The 19,364-nt window shown below is 40.9% G+C and carries 11 protein-coding genes; all 11 read left to right on the top strand.

What is annotated here, in order from left to right; genetic code table 11:
• The first annotated feature begins 75 nt into the window (after positions 1-75).
• Entirely contained in the window at positions 76-3,396 is a 3,321-nt protein-coding gene (locus AC6UD1_RS05435; protein ID WP_500707483.1) for a BspA family leucine-rich repeat surface protein, read from the top strand.
• 59 nt (positions 3,397-3,455) lie between these two features.
• Complete coding sequence (gene secA2, locus AC6UD1_RS05430) at positions 3,456-5,789, top strand: accessory Sec system translocase SecA2 (RefSeq protein WP_500707482.1); 2,334 nt, start codon at positions 3,456-3,458, stop codon at positions 5,787-5,789.
• A 20-nt stretch (positions 5,790-5,809) separates the two neighbouring features.
• Complete coding sequence (locus AC6UD1_RS05425) at positions 5,810-7,012, top strand: SecY family transport protein (RefSeq protein ID WP_500707481.1); 1,203 nt, start codon at positions 5,810-5,812, stop codon at positions 7,010-7,012.
• A gap of 15 nt (positions 7,013-7,027) precedes the next feature.
• Complete coding sequence (asp1, locus tag AC6UD1_RS05420; RefSeq protein ID WP_500707480.1) at positions 7,028-8,623, top strand: accessory Sec system protein Asp1; 1,596 nt, start codon at positions 7,028-7,030, stop codon at positions 8,621-8,623.
• Between the two features lie 5 nt (positions 8,624-8,628).
• Entirely contained in the window at positions 8,629-10,188 is a 1,560-nt protein-coding gene (gene asp2, locus AC6UD1_RS05415; protein WP_500707479.1) for an accessory Sec system protein Asp2, read from the top strand.
• A gap of 13 nt (positions 10,189-10,201) precedes the next feature.
• Positions 10,202-10,930: an accessory Sec system protein Asp3 gene (gene asp3, locus AC6UD1_RS05410; protein ID WP_500707573.1), complete on the top strand. Its 729-nt coding sequence runs from the start codon at positions 10,202-10,204 to the stop codon at positions 10,928-10,930.
• 34 nt (positions 10,931-10,964) lie between these two features.
• Positions 10,965-12,431, top strand: coding sequence for a glycosyltransferase (locus AC6UD1_RS05405; protein ID WP_500706342.1), 1,467 nt, complete (start codon positions 10,965-10,967; stop codon positions 12,429-12,431).
• The gene (locus tag AC6UD1_RS05400; protein ID WP_500707478.1) at positions 12,409-13,263 is read left to right on the top strand and encodes a hypothetical protein; all 855 of its coding nucleotides are present in this window, start codon (positions 12,409-12,411) and stop codon (positions 13,261-13,263) included. Before AC6UD1_RS05405 ends, AC6UD1_RS05400 begins: the two co-directional genes overlap by 23 nt.
• Positions 13,264-13,283: 20 nt before the next feature.
• Positions 13,284-13,472 carry a hypothetical protein gene (locus tag AC6UD1_RS05395; RefSeq protein WP_500694576.1) on the top strand — a complete coding sequence of 63 codons (189 nt, stop codon included), beginning with the start codon at positions 13,284-13,286 and terminating at the stop codon, positions 13,470-13,472.
• A 5-nt stretch (positions 13,473-13,477) separates the two neighbouring features.
• Entirely contained in the window at positions 13,478-14,434 is a 957-nt protein-coding gene (locus tag AC6UD1_RS05390) for a helix-turn-helix domain-containing protein (RefSeq protein ID WP_500707477.1), read from the top strand.
• A 181-nt stretch (positions 14,435-14,615) separates the two neighbouring features.
• A partial coding sequence (locus AC6UD1_RS05385; protein ID WP_500707476.1) for a KxYKxGKxW signal peptide domain-containing protein occupies positions 14,616-19,364 on the top strand: 4,749 nt, incomplete at its 3' end.

The following is a 19,364-nucleotide window of genomic DNA, read 5'->3' as shown; positions in this document are numbered from 1 at the left end:
TGGACCTTAACGGCCGTGATTGTAATTATTATTATTTCACAAAGCGTGTTTTTAAATGGAGTGGGAGGAGTTTTTATGTTAAGTAATCCAAAGAAACATTTCAAAATGTATAAAGCTGGAAAGCGGTGGATGGTCGCTGGGCTGGTGACCTTTGCTACCGTGTCTGGTTTAGCCGTCGGAGTAAGTGCTGATACCACCGCTCAACCGGCTACAAATAATGTGAAAACCGATGCACAAGCAGCAGGTAGCGCAGTTCCTGTAAATGCTACTAAAGCTGACCCAACGACAACTAATAATCAAACTCAGGTTGATAAAGCACCGACTGCTAACGAGCAGCAGCCAGATGACCAATCAAGTCAACCTGCAGCAACTAATGCGCAAGCGGAATCACAAACGACTCAAAAGAACACCGTTACTCCATCAGCACAAAACCAAAACGGTAACGATCAACCAGCAGTTGCGCAATCAAATGACCAGCAAAATGATGGTCAATCAACTGCCAATCCTGCTAAACAGGACCAATCACAGACTAATAATCAAACGACTGATGCTTCAAACGCTCAGCCTGACAAATCACAAGTAACCGATCAAAAAGCTACCAATCAAAACGCTGATAACCAGGATGTGAAGAAGCAAACTAATCCAGTCAAGATTGACCAACCACAGGTTGACCAAAATAAAACGGCCGTTGCTCCAACGATTTCGAAGCAAGACCCAACCAAAACGACTGATGATCAGGCTAATTCAGTTGCTAACAATGTTCAAAATAACCAAGCTGTTCAATTTAACGCTCAACCAGTCAAAAATGTTCAGTTGGCTGACCAGACGCAACAGGGAACCTGGGGTTCTGCTAAGTACGTTTATGATGCCCAAACTAGAACACTCTCTTTTAATGACGGTGGAGATTTAGGCAATGAATTTCAACTTGATAGTTGGTTGCAAGAAAATTATAAACAAGTTCAACACGTTGTCTTTAATTCCAAGGTAATTGTTGATGACGCTAACGGTCTCTTCGCTTATTGGAGTGGTGTTCAAGATTATCAAAACTTGTACAACCTTGACACCTCGAACTGTACCAAAATGACCAATATGTTCTTAGACAACCATGCACTTAAGTCGGTTGATTTGACGGGAATGAATACCAGTAATGTAACCGACATGGATGCTATGTTTTACACCAACGCTGGTTTGGATGGAATGACCGGAACTAAACTTGAATATGTAAACCTTGGTGGCATTGATACATCAAAGGTAACTAGATTCTATAACATGTTTAAAGATGATCAATTTTTGAAGCGTATCTACGGTATAAACAAGCTAAATACTAATAGTGCTCAAGTAATGCACAGCATGTTCCAATCTACTTATCGATTGGAAGGATTAGATGTAAGTAGTTTTAATACCAGTCATGTAACTGATATGGCTTACATGTTCTGCGGAACCGGTGTTTTAACTGACGGCTTCAACATCAAAGGTCTTTCAAACTTAAATACTAGTAAAGCAACTGACATGAGTTACATGTTTAACGGTGATCAAAGCATCACGGACCTAAGTGGAATTACCAACTGGGACACTAGTAACGTGACGTCGATGAGTAACATGTTTGCCAACTGCTATGACCTTAAAAGTTTGGACCTTTCCAACTTTGATACCCAAACCACTAACACGACTGACATGCTTGCAAACGATCAAAGTTTAAGTGAGCTCAAGTTAGGCAATGAAACTGGTTTGCTGGATTCCCATTTGCCAGCGGTTCCTAGTCAATATGCTGGTTGGGTTCAAGTCGACGCCAATGGCCACGTGATTCCTGGTCAGAATGCCTTATCTTCAGATGAATTAACCAACGGTGAAGCTCATCCCGGAACATGGATTTGGGGAAATCCAGTAAAAGATGAATCCTCAATTCATGCTCAAGGAACTACGATCTATGCCGGTGATGCTGTCCCAACCGACGCTGCGGCTTATAACGCTGGAGCTACCAACGAAGATGGCACAAAAGCATCCATTACCAAAATCGATATTTCCAAAGTTAATAACCAAGTACCGGGTCAGTATCCAGTAACCATCACGGCCTCCAATGGTCAAAGTATGACGGTTACGGTCACTGTTCTAGCTAACCAAGCCAACATTACGGCTCACGGCATCTCCATTTACGCTGGCGACAACGTGCCAACGGACCCAGCTGCTTACGGTGCCAGTGCCACAAACGAAGACGGCACACCCGCAACGATTACTAAGATTGATACTTCCAAGGTTAACAACCAAGTACCCGGACAGTATCAAGTCGCAATTTCTGCTTCTAATGGCAAAACCTTCTTTGTTCCAGTAACAGTTCTAGCTAACCAAGCCAACATTACCGCTCACGGCATTTCAATCTATACCGGCGACGACGTTCCAACCGACGCCGCAGCTTATGGCGCTAGTGCCACAAACGAAGATGGAACACCCGCAACGATTACCAAGATTGACACATCTAAAGTTAATAATCAGGTACCCGGTCAGTACCAAGTTGCGATTTCTGCCTCTAATGGCAAAACCTTCTTCGTACCCGTGACGGTTTTAGCCAACCAAGCTAACATTACGGCCCATGGAATCACAATTTACGCTGGCGACAGTGTACCTACTGACGCCGCAGCATATGGAGCTACTGCCACAAACGAAGACGGCACTAAAGCCGCGATTACTAAGATTGATACTTCGAAAGTTAATAACCAAGTGCCAGGTCAGTATCAAGTAGCGATTTCTGCCTCAAACGGCAAGACGTTCTACGTCCCTGTAACGGTTTTGGCTAAGAACGCTACCAACCCTGACCAACCCGGAAACAACGGTAGTGGTAACCAACCATCTAATCCAGAAAATCATGATAATAATGGTGGAAACAACAGTGGCAATGGTGAAAACCCAAGTACACCAGACAACCAAGGTGGAAATGAGAACGGTGGTAGTCAAGTTACTCCAAATCAACCGTCAGATAACGGTGGATCATCGGTAACTCCAGACAATCATGGTGATAACGTTTCAAAGCCTTCGGATCAAACTCCATCAGTTCCTGGTAACGAAGGTCAGAACCCGACTGCTCCTAATCAACCAAATCAACCAATGAATAACGCTAATGAACCTAATAACAGTGGCAAGCAAGCCATCACTCCTGCTTTACAAAGCCATCAAAATCAACCTTCAAGCACTAATGCTGGACACCAAATGACTATGAAACATCAAGGTAAGCAAGTTTCTCAAGCAACTAATCAATCAAACCAAAAGAGCGTTAAGAAAAACAAGCACGTTTTACCACAAACTGGGCAAAAGACTTCTACTTTCTTAGGGCTCGTTGGACTGGGCTTCATTGGTTCTGCTTTAGCTTTGGCTCTTCGCGATTTAAAACATCGGGTTAAATAAAAGCTTTTTATTAATGAACGAAAAAGATTTTTGACGAAGGGAGTACGCATCTAGAATTAATGCATAAATATAAAAAAATCGCTCTAAAGGTGCAAAAGCGCGTCAATGAACTTAAGTATTTTTCCGATGCGAGATTGAAGCAACAGACAAAGTACCTAAGGGCCCAATTAAAAAATGGCGCTAAGCTTGATAGTTTGATTGTGGAAGCTTACGCGACCGTGTGTGAAGCGGACCGCCGCGTCTTAGGATTGGCGCCATATTATACGCAAATTTTAGGTGCCGTCGTTTTAAACTTTGGTAACATTGCCGAAATGAAAACCGGTGAAGGGAAAACGTTAACCGCGACGATGCCCATGTATCTACATGGATTAGAGGGCAAAGGGGTCTTTTTAATCACGGCGAATTCGTACTTAGCCAGACGTGACGCTAAAGAAATCGGTCAAGTCTACCGTTGGCTGGGTTTGACGATTGCTAGTGGAGTGCCAGAAGAAGATGATGACGATGCCAGTCGGAATTTAAAAAAGATCTACAGTTCAGACATCGTCTACACCACCCACAGTAGTTTGGGATTTGATTACTTGTTTGACAATTTAGCGATTAAGCCCGAAAACCAGCACATTAAGCACCTGGAATTTGCCTTAATTGATGAGATTGATTCCATTTTATTGGACCAGGCCCAAACGCCTTTGATTGTCTCTGGTGCACCCAACGTGCAATCAAACTTGTATGAGCTGTGTGAAAACATGATTCAGCAGCTCGAAGAAGACGTTGACTTTCAAAAATCAGAGGATGGCAAAAAGGTCTGGCTCACTGAAACGGGGATCGATAACTTAGAAGAGTACGCCGGAGTTTCCGATTTACTTGCACCCAAGGCCCATGAATTATACCAGCACCTGAATTTGGCACTGAAGGCGAAGTGCCTGTTTGTCAGAAATCGTAACTATGTAGTGGAAAACAACGAGATTGTTCTACTGGATAAGATGAACGGACGGAAATTGTACGGCACCAAACTACAATCCGGCCTTCACCAGGCTTTGGAAGCGAAAGAACACGTCAAAATCAGTGATGATAGTCGTGCCTTAGCTAGTATTACCTACCAAAACTTATTTCGGCTATTTACCCGACTTTCTGGGATGACCGGAACGGCCAAGACCGACGCTGACGAATTTCGTGAAACTTATCGGTTAAACACGTTTGTCATTCCGACTAATGAGAAAATCATGCGAAAGGACCACCCTGATCAGATTTATGCGACCAACGAGGATAAGATCACGGCTTCACTAAAAGAGGTCCAGAAGATGCGGGCGTTGCATCGACCCATCCTGATTGAGACGGGGTCGGTCTCAATGTCAAAGTTATATTCACACATCTTATTGTCACTAGGAATTCCACACAACGTGTTAAACGCCAATAGTGCTCCTAAGGAGAGTCGGATCATTGCCGCTGCCGGTAAGACGGACTCGATTACCGTAGCGACTTCAATGGCAGGTCGGGGAACTGACATTAAGCTCTCGGATCAGGCCATTAAAAATGGTGGTTTATTTGTGCTCGGCACTGAACGAATGTCTTCTTTACGAATTGACAACCAGTTGCGTGGTCGTGCCGGTCGGCAGGGTGAACCTGGTGATACGAAGTTTTACGTCTCACTAGAGGATAAAATCGTGACCGAAAATGCTCCCAAGTGGGTCAAAAAGTACCGGGAAAAATTAGTGAAACATCACGTTACGAGCGCTTTAAAGAAGCCTCGGATTAAGAACATCATTAATCAATCGCAGGGAACCCAGAAGAATAGTGAAATTTCCGACCGCCAAAACATTTTGAAATTTGACGAAGTGGTCAAGGCCCAACGCAATTGTCTCTATAAGACCCGGAACGCAGCCATGCGAACGAATGATTTGGATCCTTATATTGATACGGCGATTAATTCGTGCATCGATCATTATTTGCCGCAGTGGAAAAACTACTTTGATATCACCAACTTCATTTATAACAATATCGATTATTCGTTTTTACCGAATAAAAACGAATTAAAGAATCAATGGCGAAACAAAAAGCGTTTAAAAGCCCAGTTGTTAAAGATGATTGATAACAAAAAACGGCAGGTTTATCAGCAATTTAAAAATGATGATCAGTTATTAGAGTACAAACGACTAGTGTTATTAAAATCAATCGATACGATGTGGATCGACCAGGTGGATGCGTTGGAACAGTTGAAGTTAGCGGTTAGCAGCCGGAACTGGGGTCAACATAACCCCATTTATGAATATCAAACCGAAGCGCGCCGGGCTTTTCACAATATGCGCGAACGAATCTATCTATTAGTACTCAGAAACATATTATTATCGGAAATTGTGCAAAAAGACGACGGAACCATTGATTTGATTTTTGTATAAGTTTAAAAGGAGATTTTTTAGTGAGGCAATTGTTAAAACGGGGATCATTTACAATCTTTTTGTTGGCTTTGTTTGAACTAGGTGGATTAATCCTAATTCCAGGGTTTCAATTAAAAAATTATGCTAGCGCGTTAGATCAAAATGCCTATATCAATTTAATTTCTAGTAACTTTGGTAGTCAAATTACCGTTCCCAGTTTATTTGCCTTGGGATTAGGGCCGTACATGACGGCGCTAATCGTGTGGCAGGTTGTTACAACCGTTGATGACAAGACTACGAGTCGAATGTCGCAAAAGACAACGGGGTACTGGCAAAAGGGAATCACCTTTGTGCTAGCGGCGCTCCAGTCGTTAGCGATGGCCAAATTATTTCTTCGTTATCAACCAGAGACCCTGGGATTTAACGATGAAACCTTCTTCTGGTTCATCTTCACCGTCCTATTAGCCGGATCAATGCTGATTGTCTGGCTGGCGGATGTCAATAAGGACTTAGGGATTGGTGGAGTCAGTATCTTTATCATTCCGGGACTGGTCAAAAATCTCCCCACGATTTTAGATTCGGGGTTAAAAAAGCCACTGAATTTTTCCGTTCTGGGATGGATCGTCATCGCCATCATTGTCATAGGCTTTGTCTACGTCACGGTCTTTGTCAATGAGGCTGAATACCGTATTCCCGTTGAACGGATTGGAGTGAACAGTTTTCTGACCGATTCGTATATTCCGATTAAGGTCTTAGTCTCAGGCGCCATGCCCTTCATGTTTGCCCTATCGTTATTTTCGATTCCGTTGTTAGTGGTGTCGAATTTAAAGGTCGACGCTCAAATTAGTAAAATAATTTCACTTTTATTTTCCTACCATACCTGGGAGGGAATCGTTTCTTACGGGCTCATCATCGTGATTTTAAGTTATCTATTTGCGTTTGTGAACTTTCAACCCAACATCATTGCCAAATCATTAAAAGAGAGTGGCGACTATATTTTTAACCTTGCTCCCGGCAAAGAAACGGAGCGGTATCTGACCGGACAGGTTAACATTATGTCCTTTTTAGGCACCATTTACGTGCTGCTGATCGCCTTAGTGCCACTAGTAATCGGTTTGTATTTTCCGATTGTGACTAACTTCTCATTTTTATTTGGGTCATTGTTTATTTTAATTACCATCTTAGACAGCATTTCCCAGGAAGTTCGGGCACTAATCTATAAATATCGTTATCGCATTTTTTAATTATTAGGAGGATGTATGGTTTATTTTATCCCTAATTGGCATCCCTACACGCTGCAACTGGGCTACAACACGATAATTAGTCAGCTGGCGATTTTTCAGGATAATGACGAAGACTGTACGTTAGTCACCAACAGTTTTTTGCCCATGCTGACGTACCAATTAAACGAGTATGGGTTGCTGAACACTCCGTACTGGCAGGCGTTAGATGAAATTCAGGATGTGCACATCAAGATTGGCAAGCCACTTGCGATTGAGGATATTCCACTGCCAAGTGATTTAGAACGGGTCTACTCACCACGTGGAATTCAGTTCTTAAGAGACGATCAGTTGTATGCGAAGGCCAACTATTTTGCTGAGAAAGTCTTAAGTACCATTGAATACTATCAGGATGGTCAGTTGACTGCGGTGGATTATTTTGATTCGCGCGGTTTTCTATCTCGAAGAGGCATCTACGATCAGGGAGTTCTAAAACAAACCCAATTGTATAATCCGCTTTCGGAGGTGGTCTTAACCATTGCTCACAATCATGATGATTACGTCCAGATTGAAGAGCCCTTTCAAAAGCACTTCGCGCATTCCCATTATCCCAATTTAACGGATTTAATTAGTGAAGTTTCTAAAAACTATTTTAATCAGGTCAAAACCAATGATGGGATTCAAATCATTGACAATCCGACTAGTGATAGCCTGACTCTGACTCACCAGTTACAAAGTGAGTATCAAGTTAGTAGTTTTTTAACCGATCAAACCTTGATTAATCAAGCAGCTCTAGCCCAGTTAGCTGGCAAGAACAGTGCCATTCTGGTGCCCAATCAACTAATTGCCGATAAAATCAAGCGCACTTGGCAGGATCAGGAACATCCTTTAAATGTAAGGGTCGTTTCGCCCTACGCTGCTCACCTCAACTTGGGGATTAGTAACAGCATGGCGCAACAAATTATTTTTTGGAAAATTAACGAAATGCCCGAAAGGACCGTGAGACGTTTAGCAAATAAGATGTTGCGCGTGGTTAGTGAAGGTAAGGACAAGGCCATTGTTTTTGACGTGAATGACGAACACATGCGTAAGACCCTCGAACAAGAAATAACGACGGAAATTGAAACGTATTTTGGGGTTTCCTTAAAATCAGCCGAGTTTTTGTGGGTCAGAAAGTACCTGAAGCTAAAAAAAGAGCATGAATTAACGTCCAAACTACGAAAAAAGGCGAAGGCAAAGGAGCAGCAAGCTAACTGGGAAAAATTAGTTGGTGCCAGTGAAGCTTTAGATCGGATTCAGATTTACTCTAATCAGGACCCAGCCTTCTACCAGCAAAATATTCACAAGGCTCGTATTCTGGTTGATTTGGATCGCTTGCCAAGTCCCTATCTGCAGATTAGTGCGATTAGCGCTGGCATTCCTCAGATCAACACGGTTCAAACTGGTTATGTAACTGATGATGAAAATGGAATCATCATTAACGATGATTTACGCCTCGTCAAAGCGGTTAATTACTTTTTGGATAATTTGGACCGTTGGAACCAGTCATTGGTTGCCAATATTAGCAAAATCGAAAGGTTTTCTAGCGAGGAGATTGTCGCCAGAATCAAGGCCATTTTTAAAGAAATGAGGTGAAGTTCATGGCTAAAAAGGGACTCATCCAACTAGGTGGTCAAAAGCTAAATTTAAATAAAACGTTAGATGACAACTTTAAGTATCAGTATTTTTCACTGGACGATCCTAAGGATGTCTTTGAGATGCAACAAACCATCTTAGATGACGAAAAGTTGAATCCCAAGTACAGCAATACGCTTTTTATCCTAGGCAAACAATCGCTGGTTTATATCATGCCGAAGTTAATTAAGGTGCTTCCCGCTAATAACATTATTTACCAGCAGGGCGATAATTTTTCTGATGAAATTGAGAAGACCCTCAACTATAAAAATGCACAAAGTGTCAATTTAACTGATTCTGATGAAGTAACTAAATTAATTGAACAAGTCTATTTTGGTGGTCAGTTTGGTAGTCGATTGAATAAGGACAAGGTTGAGATTATGTCCGAATTACTGCCTCACACCACCCAAACCGGTTCGGGTCAGGTCAGTTTTGACCACTTGACGTTGTCGCATCAGGTTCAAGCCATTAATTTTCAAATGACCCTCGAACAAGATACCAACACCTTAATGGAGTTTTGGCCCGAATATAAACTACAAGGGTCAGGGAAGGTGACGTTTAAATTATATTTTTTAGACGCTCGAACCGACAACGTTATTAAACAGTACACCGTTTCCGGATCCGACCTAGACCAACCCTTTACCTATCAGACGCCTAAACAACGTTCTAATTTGTACGTTTCGGTGTTTTTAAAGGGTGCAATTGAGTCGTTTACGCTAAGGAGAATTCACGTCAGAAGACGCCGGCGAAATCTGGGAACTTACATGGTGGGCTCAAAAACGTTGACTGACCAGCAGAATTATAAGGGCGAGATTGCCGCCTATTTTAATCCCGGTGATTTAAAACCGCCCCTAAACGTCTACTTCAGTGGATACCGAACCGCTGAGGGATTTGAAGGAGGTCGGATGATGAGTAACATTAGCTCCTCGCCCTATTTGTTGATTGCCGATGAGCGGATGGAGGGTGGTTCCTTCTACATTGGCAGTAAAGAACTGGAACAACAACTAATTATAACAATTAAAAAGTGCCTGGAAAAGTTACATTTTTCTAGCGATGACCTGGTTTTATCGGGAATCTCAATGGGGACGACGGCAGCTTTATACTACGCAACTGACCTAAAGCCTGCCGCCGTGATTGTGGGAAAACCCCTCGTAAATTTGGGGACAATCGCTAAAAACTCCTGCTTGCACCGCCCCTTTGATTTTTTGACCTCGCTGGATTTGTTACTAACGCACGAAGGCAAGACCGATGAAACGGCCCAAAAGCATTTTAATCAATACTTTTGGAATCATTTTAAGACCGGTGACTTTTCCAAAACCATTTTTGCCGTCGCTTATATGAAACAGGATGATTACGACAAAGAGGCCTATGGTGAGCTGTTTAATTATTTCAAGCAGCAGGAGCAGGCCGTAAAGGTGATCAGTAAGGGGTTAATCGGGCGCCATAATGATGACACCAACGGGATCGTAAATTGGTTTGTCAGACAATACCATAATCTGATGCAGGAAAAGTTTGATAGGAGTTAAGAAATTGGAAGCAATGACCGTTTTAACGTGGGGAAGATATCTTAATCCAATGGAGCGATATGGAGCTCAAGTCACATACTCACCAACTGAAGTAACTTATTCATCTCCATTATTGTCTCCAGGCACTAGCATTTATACCTGGAACTCACAAATGAATTTTCAGGACGTGCGAATGCAAGGCGAGTTGCCAATCTTACTTGGAAATCACAAATATCACATCGTTAGTGATTATACGGCGAAACCAGTTGACTCGGTTTATTTTAAAGTCACAATCTACGATCAATCCCATGATTTTATGAAGGAAATTATCATCAACGGACATGAGGGCGACTTTGAGTATCCAGAACACGCTTCCGAGTACAAAATCTCGTTGGTGGTGAAAGCAAATCAGTCAATCACGTTTAGATACCTCATATTAGGCGAAGCCGATAATTTTAAGGATCTGAATTTTAAAGTGAGCCCCAATTTGAAGTTAACCAAGTTTATATATCCGAACGCTAAGAAGCTCGATATCTACCTTGGACGCCGTGATTCCGGGAGTTGGACGGTTCCCGTTAAAACGAATCGGGCCCAAATCTTTTGTCGGCTTTCTACTGGTGAAATTAATGATCAAGATAAAGCTGATGCCGCGATGAAGAAGTTGTTTGAGGCCATTAATCAAGATGAGCAGCTGAAAAAAATGGCAACCGAGGTCAGACCATACGGCTATCCTCTTTCTAAAATTAACCAAGTAAAGGAATGAAATGATGAAAGAACAAGTAAAAAGGAAACAACCAATGAATTTTTTTATTAATCGTGCCATGGGAATTGGTAATTCTGGAGTGGAACATGCGCAGTTTTATCGAGCACGCCGTTTTGATGAAATGGAACTGCCATATCGGTATATTTTTGTGCAATTAATTAACAATTTACACGAGGCCATGGATACCTGGAATCTAAGAAATGACCAAGTTATCAATATGTACGAATATTTTGTGCTAGGAAATGATTATTTACGGCATGGGGTCAAAAAGTTCTATCCATATCAACACGAAACGGTGATTGATGGTACCAACACCACCCGCATGCTGAAAATCCAGACGACTTCGGGGATGAAGATTATTGAAACCATGGTGAAGTTTCCTAATAAAAAACATGACTTGTTAATTATGAGTCTGTCTAAGATTGAAATTTACTCCAGTAAGACGGGCGAGAAAAAGGTCACGTTTGACTTTTATGATAACGGTCATAAAGAGACTCTGATCAAAAATATTCACCTCTTCAATCAGGATGGCAAGCAGTTCTATTTTGCAAATGAAGTTCAATTGCAGCGCTACTTTTTTGAACAAGTGGATCGGGCCTACAACCACTCTAACAATTGGTTTTTGGATCGTGGCGAAGAGAGTGAAGCGGCCTTACTCTATCCCAAGATGCCCCAAAGTAAAGTGGTGGAAGTGGTCCATGCGGATCATTTGTCCGATCGCAACGATCCCCGTTACCCACTGTGGAATAACTACTACGAATATTCGTTAACGCACCTTGATAATATCGACAGCATTATCAGTGCCACCAAAATGCAAACTGATGATCTAGTGAAGGATTTTCCGAATCAAAAAGAGAAATTTACTACCATCCCAGTTGGTGGCGTGGATGACAAAGGGACTGGCAAAACCAGACCAAAACAGCGAGCTAAAAAATTGCATTCGCTCAAATTAATTACTGCTTCGCGATTAGCTGGGGAAAAGCACATTGATATGTTAGTACTTGCAGTTGCTAAGGTACATAAACAAGGGACTGCAGTTTCTTTAGATATCTACGGTGCCGGTGGTGAGAAGGGTTTGATTGAGAAAACCATCAAAAAAGAAAAAGCGGAAGACTACATTAAATTAAAGGGGCTATCCCATCATTTAGATGATATTTATCCCAAATATGATGCCTTTGTCTCAGCATCATTTTCAGAAGGATTTGGGTTAACCACGGTGGAAGCGTTAAGTGCCGGATTACCAGTAATTGCCTACAAAGCCCGTTTTGGCGCGATGGAAATGATAAAAGATGGGGTCAATGGATTTTTACAAGATTTCAAACGGGGCGATAAAAACGTGGATTTTGATGTGAATAGTTTGGCGAAGGGGATTAACCGGTTATTAAAGTCCGATTATGGAAAAGTCCAAAGGGCCACCGTCAGTTCGATGGCTCCCTTTCAAAATCATGTCATTGCGAATAAATGGAAGGAGTTTGTTGATGCATTACGAACTAACCAATAAAATAAACGACCAAAATCCAATTTGGCAACACCAACGAGACCGAATTCAAAAGAGGAAGGGCCAGGTGATTACGCTAGCGCCAGCCTCTAATTTTCGTGATTCCCTACTAACAAATCAAATCAGTGGTTTTAACGTTGTCGATTATATTACTGGTCGAACATTAGATATGGATCCCAAAGCGTTTTTGTTTTTTAACCGGGTGCCCACGGTTGATGGGGCCGAGATCTATATGAACGCTGATTTCACGATTAATATCATCGTAAATGGTAATCCAATTGGGCACGTCATCTTGTGGCCGAACACGCGCCGCCACGTTAAAGAGGTTGATTACGTTTTCCCAAATGACGAATTAGACTACATCGAAGAATTCGCCAGTGACGGCAAGAAGTTCAGCAACATCATCTACACCAAAGGGCAGCCCCAACGGATCGATTTTTATAATGATGCCGGCGTCCCAGCGTTGTGTTTCTATTTTTACAAAAAGCAGCTAAATTGGGTGACCGTTGAAGATTTTGGTTCGTTAAAGACCCAAAAACAGTTTAGAAATTTGGATGAATTTTATGCCGATACGGTTGGAAAATACTTAACGCCAAAAGATTCAGTCGGCATTAGTTACATGGGAGTGGAATTGTGGGCGTTATCGCAGTCTAAATCGCATAACACCCTCTATTTGGATGAATCGCCCCTTAATGATGACGGCAACGTTAAGCAAAATTTGTTGGATATTTTGACGGATGAAATTTCCTACATCCAAGACGTGCATATGAACGAGAAATTCTTAGAGGAATTAAAGGAAAAAGGTGTTCCGACGAAAAAAGTAGTAGTGGATTAGTTTTTAAAGCAGGTGATAAAATGCCAAAAATTAAATTGAAAGAGTTGCAGCAGGATATTAGATTACGGTTTGATGAAGAGAAAAAATACGTTGTTGATGCTTCGGATACTAAAAGCACCGGGAAAGTAATTATGATTATTGTTTCAGTGATTATGGTATTCGTGGTGATTCTTAGTCTGGTCTATAGTTTTATAGCTTTAGCGGGGTAATAAAAATGAATCTTCCTTCATTAGGAGTCGCATATTATGTCGATCTGCATTGTCGAAATAAAGAAATTCCACAAAATAGTGTCGCTGCCGTTAGTATGGACCGGGGGAAAATTGCTGAATTGATTCAGCAACATAAAGTGAAAATAAGTTCATTTTTAGATCGAGTGGGTTTAAGTACTTCACGTTACTATCGTTGGATTAATTATGAGATTGATATCCCATTTGAATATATTTTTGGAATTAAAAAATTATTGGGAATTTCTGATGAAGAATTTCTGGCATTATTAACTCCGTCAACGGATGAATTAATCGATACACTGGCCCTCGCTTCTTTTTATGATACTTATGACTACAGTCCTAGTAAACTTCAAGTGATTTTAAATAATCTCGATAAGTACCGGTTACAGCTAGCATCGCCCTTTTTTAAGGTCTATACGTACACTAAGATCATTAGTCAAATTGCGGAGCGACAAAAGCCGGATGTGTCCACGTTCTTTAAAAGTAACGAGAAGTACTTTAAAGATTGTGATGACCTAACTGATTTTGATATTTATTTAAACGTTTTGGACCTGAATTTGAAGCGCTCACTATTTCCAAAGAAAAAAATTGATAGTGACTTTCTGGTATTACAGAAGGTCTTAAGCGGATTAAAGAGCACTGATTTAGACCGAATATACGTTTACTGGGGCTTTGCGATTGATTTTGTGATTAATTTTTGCCTTAACCGACAATCAGATCAAGCAATTAAATTTTTAAAGCAGGTTTATCAAGCAATTAATACAAGTGGATCTGGTTCCATGGATGGTCATCTGTATAACTGTTACGAGCAAACTTATAGTTTAATAACCAATCAGGTTACTTGTCCAGAATTTTCACAACAAATTTTACAAAGTAAGTCCGTTTTTAATTATGAAAATGACTATTGGAAAGGAATCCAAAAGTTCATTAAAAGTGAATATTAAGTGAGACGAAAACGACTGGATTGACGGCAAATTCAGCTGTTTTTGTTTATTTAAATAAAATTTGGTTATTTAGTGAAAAAATCGTCCCATTATTGGGAATATGGGCTAAATAATTTCATTTGGATATATAGTAAGACCATCTCAATTTAGATTATTCACAAATTTAAGGGGGAAAGATCTTATGAGAGGAAAAGGAAATAAAAAGCAAAACATTCGTCTAGCACTAAGAGATGATGCTAGAACGCATTACAAAATGTATAAAGCTGGTAAACAATGGATGGTTGCCGGAATTTCACTAATTGGTGGATTACTGGGTGCTAACATTGGAATTGCTTCTGTTTCAGCTAATTCAGTTACGACAAGTGGTAATAATACTAGTAAAGAAAATAAGGATGCGGATGTTTTACCGAATAAAAACTCCGCAACAATTTCATCAACGTCACAAACCACGTCTTCTGCAGCCGGGAGTCAGGTGGATTCGCAAGCTAAGATTGACCAGATCTCCACTAGTATGAGTGAAGCTTTGTCAACGTCTACGTCAGCTTCCATGACCGCTGCTAATTCCACTAGTGAAAACAAGGTTAGTTCCGATTCTGGTTCGACGACGGCCAACAGTCAGACTAAGACTGAGAATCAATCCGAACAGAACTCTAACACTACTAAGGCTGTTCCTAGTTCTGACAGTGAGTCAATTAAGGCTGATACTAATGGTAAAGCAGTAGGTTCTACCAGTACTAGCTCAGTTGACTCAACTTCAGCTGATAGTCAAACGATTAGTGATCAACTTAAGCCATCAGTCTTACAATCAGGCTCACAGCTTAATAGTGAGTCAACTATTAACAAGGCCTTAGACAACAGTCAGTCAATCACGGCTGCGCCGCAGCTTAACAGTGACAGCAGTAGCATTAGTAAGATGAATGATTCCACTAAAGCAAGTGAGACAACTAACCAAGATGTTTATAACCAAGTTAAGGCCGTTGTGCCAAACGACGCTACCGTTACCGTTGATTCACAAAACCAAGTCATTAGTGTTGGTTTAGCCAACGGTTTGACACCTAATAATAGTACTTTGGCAGCCCTAAGTACCATTGGTGAAAATAACAACATGTCCGTTAATATCAAGGACTTAAGTGGCAATAAGAATAGCGATGCTAACAGTACTTCAACTTTGGCTGATAACGTTCTATCTGACAGTGAAAACGTCTTGGCTAACAACAGTGAATCAACCAGTCAAAACGTTTCGACATCAACGTCAGAAAGCAACAGTACTTCCACTAGCCAGATTGACCAACAATCTACTAGTGCCCAAAATTCAACCAATGAGAAGCAACCAGTCGCTAATCCGAACGTGGTACTAGCATCACAACAAGATACCACAACGGTTCATGTGGCAACTGCAGATGAATTATACAATGCTTTAAGATATGGTACCGCTACTAACATTGTCATTGATAATGATATTAATTTTGCTGATTTGAAGAACTTTAGTAGTGGGCAAGAAGTTGTCGTAACGGTCAACAACCCACGTAATTTAAAGATTGGTTCAGCTGCCGGGCACCATTACACGATTGATTTAAGGGGTTATACCTTTAATGATTGGAGCGGTAACGTTAATAATACGACCGTTGAATATGACAATTTAGACATTTATGGCCAATGTTGGTATGGTTTTATGAGTCAATCAACCACATACATTGTTAATAATGTCAATTACACTGGTGCTCAGTTTATTTACGGAAGAAATGGTTCTGGTGGTCCTACTGACGTTACGATCTACGGTAACGTTACCGCTCAGTCGGTTCCTTCTTACACTAATAAATTTTCTAATACCCCAATTCAAACGAAAGCTGGTAGTCAACAGGTAATTGAAGCTGGTTCAATTACCTTTGGCGCTAACTCCAATTTCACTGGAACTAGTTATAGTGATAATGTTATCGAATTAAGTAAGGGTAGTTCCACCAATGGTGATTTCACATTAGAAGATGGGGCAACTGTTACCTTAATTCCTAACAATAATGGTGGTTCCAATGAAAACAGTATTAATGGAACGGTTTATGGGATTACCACTAATGGCGGAAATATTAATATCGACAAGGGTGCCACTTTAAACATTACTTTAAACGGTAATACATCTTCTAATTCTCGAGTTGGTGCTATATATTCCCGTGGAAATACCGAAATTAATGATAACGGCTCTATGAACGTTATTGCTAATGGAAATATTAATCCGGGTAGTTCTTCTAAGTCAGGATTGGTTTTCCTTGATAGTGGCTCTAATGTTTTAATCAGTAATGGTGCAAGTTTCAATATTACTTATAATCAATCTGGGAAAACGGTTAATTATGGTCAAGGTCTACTGTACTTTAACAATGGCGGAGATGTAACTGTTCAAGGTAATGGACAACTATCATTAGTGGCAACAGGTAACCAACAAGTCGTATTATTAAATAATGGTGGGAAAAATGGCACAATTAACATTGACGATCCCGAGAATGCTGTATTTGATTTAACGGGTAATACCAATGCTAAAAGTTTAATTGCTAGTTCTGGAACTAAGTTTAGTGTTCTAAATGCCACAGTAAAAATTGGGAATTCATATTTTCCTTCAGTTCTTGATTCACCAGCTGATTCAATGACTTTTGACATTGGTAAAGATGGTAAGGTTGAAAATGTTGCGACGATTACTAATCATTATCAAGATCGACAAGAAATTTATGATTTATTAAATGGTCAAAATCAACCAAACTATCTTCAATTTGGATCTATTACCGAAATGACTAGTGAAAGTAATAGTACTTCGGTAAGTACTAGTGAAAGCAATAGTACTTCTACAAGTGAGATTACCAGTAAGAGTAATAGTTTAAGCAATTCAACTAGCAAGATCGATAGTTTGAGCAACTCAACTAGTGGTAGCTTAAGCGGCTCCACTAGCAATAGTGATAGTACTTCAGTAAGTGAAAGTAACTCAACAATTGACAGTTTGAGTAACTCTACCAGTAAGAGTGGCAGCGACTCTGTAAGTACAAGCGACAGCCTAAGCAATTCAACTAGTAAGAGTGAATCTGTAAGTACTAGTGATAGCTTGAGTGAGTCCACAAGCAAGAGCGACTCTATAAGTACAAGCAATAGTTTAAGTGAATCCACAAGTAAGAGTGATTCCTTAAGTACCAGTGATAGCTTAAGCGAATCTACAAGCAAGAGCGGCAGTACTTCGTTAAGCGACAGTAAATCAAATAGCACTTCAATGAGTGAAAGCAATTCAGCCAAGAGTGACTCCGTAAGTATTAGTGACAGTCAGAGCACTTCTACTAGCAAGAGTGATAGCACTTCCTTAAGTGAAAGTGAATCAACTAGTACTTCAGTGAGCGAAAGCAACTCAACCAAGAGTGATTCATTAAGCGCAAGTGAATCCACAAGCAAGAGCGGTAGTACTTCACTAAGCGACAGTGAATCAAAGAGCACCTCAATGAGCGAAAGCGATTCTACAAAGAGTGACTCCATAAGTACTAGTGATAGTTTGAGTGAATCTACAAGTAAGAGCGACTCTGTTTCATTGAGTGATAGTGAATCGACTAGTACTAGCGATGAAAACTCCACAAGTAAGAGTGATTCGTTAAGTACCAGTGATAGCCAAAGCATTTCAACAAGCGATAGTGATAGTGCTTCATTGAGTACTAGTGGCAGTGAATCAATTAGTACCAGCGCCAGCTTATCAGTAAGTGGTAGTGAATCAACCAGTGATAGCCTGAGAAACTCGATGAGTACAAGTGGCAGTCAAAGTACTTCCACAAGTGATAGTTTAAGTGAATCCACAAGCAAGAGCGATTCTGTTTCATTGAGCACTAGCGACAGCTTGAGTAACTCGACAAGCGAAAGCAAATCCACTAGTACTAGCGATGAAAACTCCACAAGTAAGAGTGATTCGTTAAGTACTAGCGACAGCCTAAGCGAATCCACAAGCAAGAGTGGCAGTACTTCATTGAGTGGCAGTGAATCTACTAGCACTTCAATGAGCGAGAGTGATTCCGTAAGTACTAGTGACAGACTAAGTAATTCTACAAGTACGAGCGGCAGTACCTCATTGAGTGGTAGTGAGTCAACTAGTACTTCGATGAGTGATAGTGATTCCGTAAGTACTAGTGACAGCTTAAGCGAATCTACTAGCAAGAGTGGCAGTACTTCGTTAAGCGACAGTGAATCAGCAAGCACTTCAATCAGTGAAAGTGACTCCACTAAGAGTGACTCCATTAGCACAAGTGATAGCTTGAGTAACTCGACAAGCGAAAGCAAATCCACTAGTACTAGCGATGAAAACTCTACAAGTAAGAGTGACTCTGTAAGTATGAGTGACAGCCACAGCACTTCTACTAGCAAGAGTGGCAGCGCTTCCTTAAGTGATAGTGAATCAACCAGTACTTCAATTAGTGAAAGTGATTCCACTAAGAGTGACTCATTAAGCACGAGCGATAGCTTGAGTGCTTCTACAAGTAAGAGTGATTCTGTTTCATTGAGTGATAGTGAATCCACAAGCAAGAGTGACTCTGCTTCACTAAGTGGTAGCGAATCAACCAGTACCTCAATGAGCGAAAGTAACTCAACTAAGAGTGACTCATTAAGCACGAGCGATAGCCAAAGTACTTCTAATAGTAAGAGCGACAGTGCTTCCTTAAGTGGCAGTGAATCTACCAGTACTTCGATGAGTGAAAGTAATTCAACTAAAAGCGATTCATTAAGTACAAGTGATAGCTTGAGTGAATCTACAAGCAAGAGCGGCAGTACTTCATTGAGTGGCAGTGAGTCAACTAGCACCTCAATGAGCGAAAGCGATTCTACTAAGAGTGACTCTGTAAGTGCAAGTGATAGCTTGAGTGAATCTACAAGCAAGAGCGGCAGTACTTCATTGAGTGGCAGTGAGTCAACTAGCACCTCA

The sequence above is a fragment of the Fructilactobacillus sp. X8R1C1 genome (assembly GCF_059900945.1).
This window is presented reverse-complemented; position numbering and strand designations above follow the sequence as displayed.

What these genes read in the sequence shown, in the direction of transcription:
- AC6UD1_RS05435 (WP_500707483.1), top strand. Translation starts at nt 76, where the DNA reads ATGTTAAGTAATCCAAAGAAACATTTCAAAATGTATAAAGCTGGAAAG.
- secA2 (WP_500707482.1), top strand. Translation starts at nt 3,456, where the DNA reads ATGCATAAATATAAAAAAATCGCTCTAAAGGTGCAAAAGCGCGTCAAT.
- asp1 (WP_500707480.1), top strand. Translation starts at nt 7,028, where the DNA reads ATGGTTTATTTTATCCCTAATTGGCATCCCTACACGCTGCAACTGGGC.
- asp2 (WP_500707479.1), top strand. Translation starts at nt 8,629, where the DNA reads ATGGCTAAAAAGGGACTCATCCAACTAGGTGGTCAAAAGCTAAATTTA.
- asp3 (WP_500707573.1), top strand. Translation starts at nt 10,202, where the DNA reads ATGACCGTTTTAACGTGGGGAAGATATCTTAATCCAATGGAGCGATAT.
- AC6UD1_RS05405 (WP_500706342.1), top strand. Translation starts at nt 10,965, where the DNA reads ATGAATTTTTTTATTAATCGTGCCATGGGAATTGGTAATTCTGGAGTG.
- AC6UD1_RS05400 (WP_500707478.1), top strand. Translation starts at nt 12,409, where the DNA reads ATGCATTACGAACTAACCAATAAAATAAACGACCAAAATCCAATTTGG.
- AC6UD1_RS05395 (WP_500694576.1), top strand. Translation starts at nt 13,284, where the DNA reads ATGCCAAAAATTAAATTGAAAGAGTTGCAGCAGGATATTAGATTACGG.
- AC6UD1_RS05390 (WP_500707477.1), top strand. Translation starts at nt 13,478, where the DNA reads ATGAATCTTCCTTCATTAGGAGTCGCATATTATGTCGATCTGCATTGT.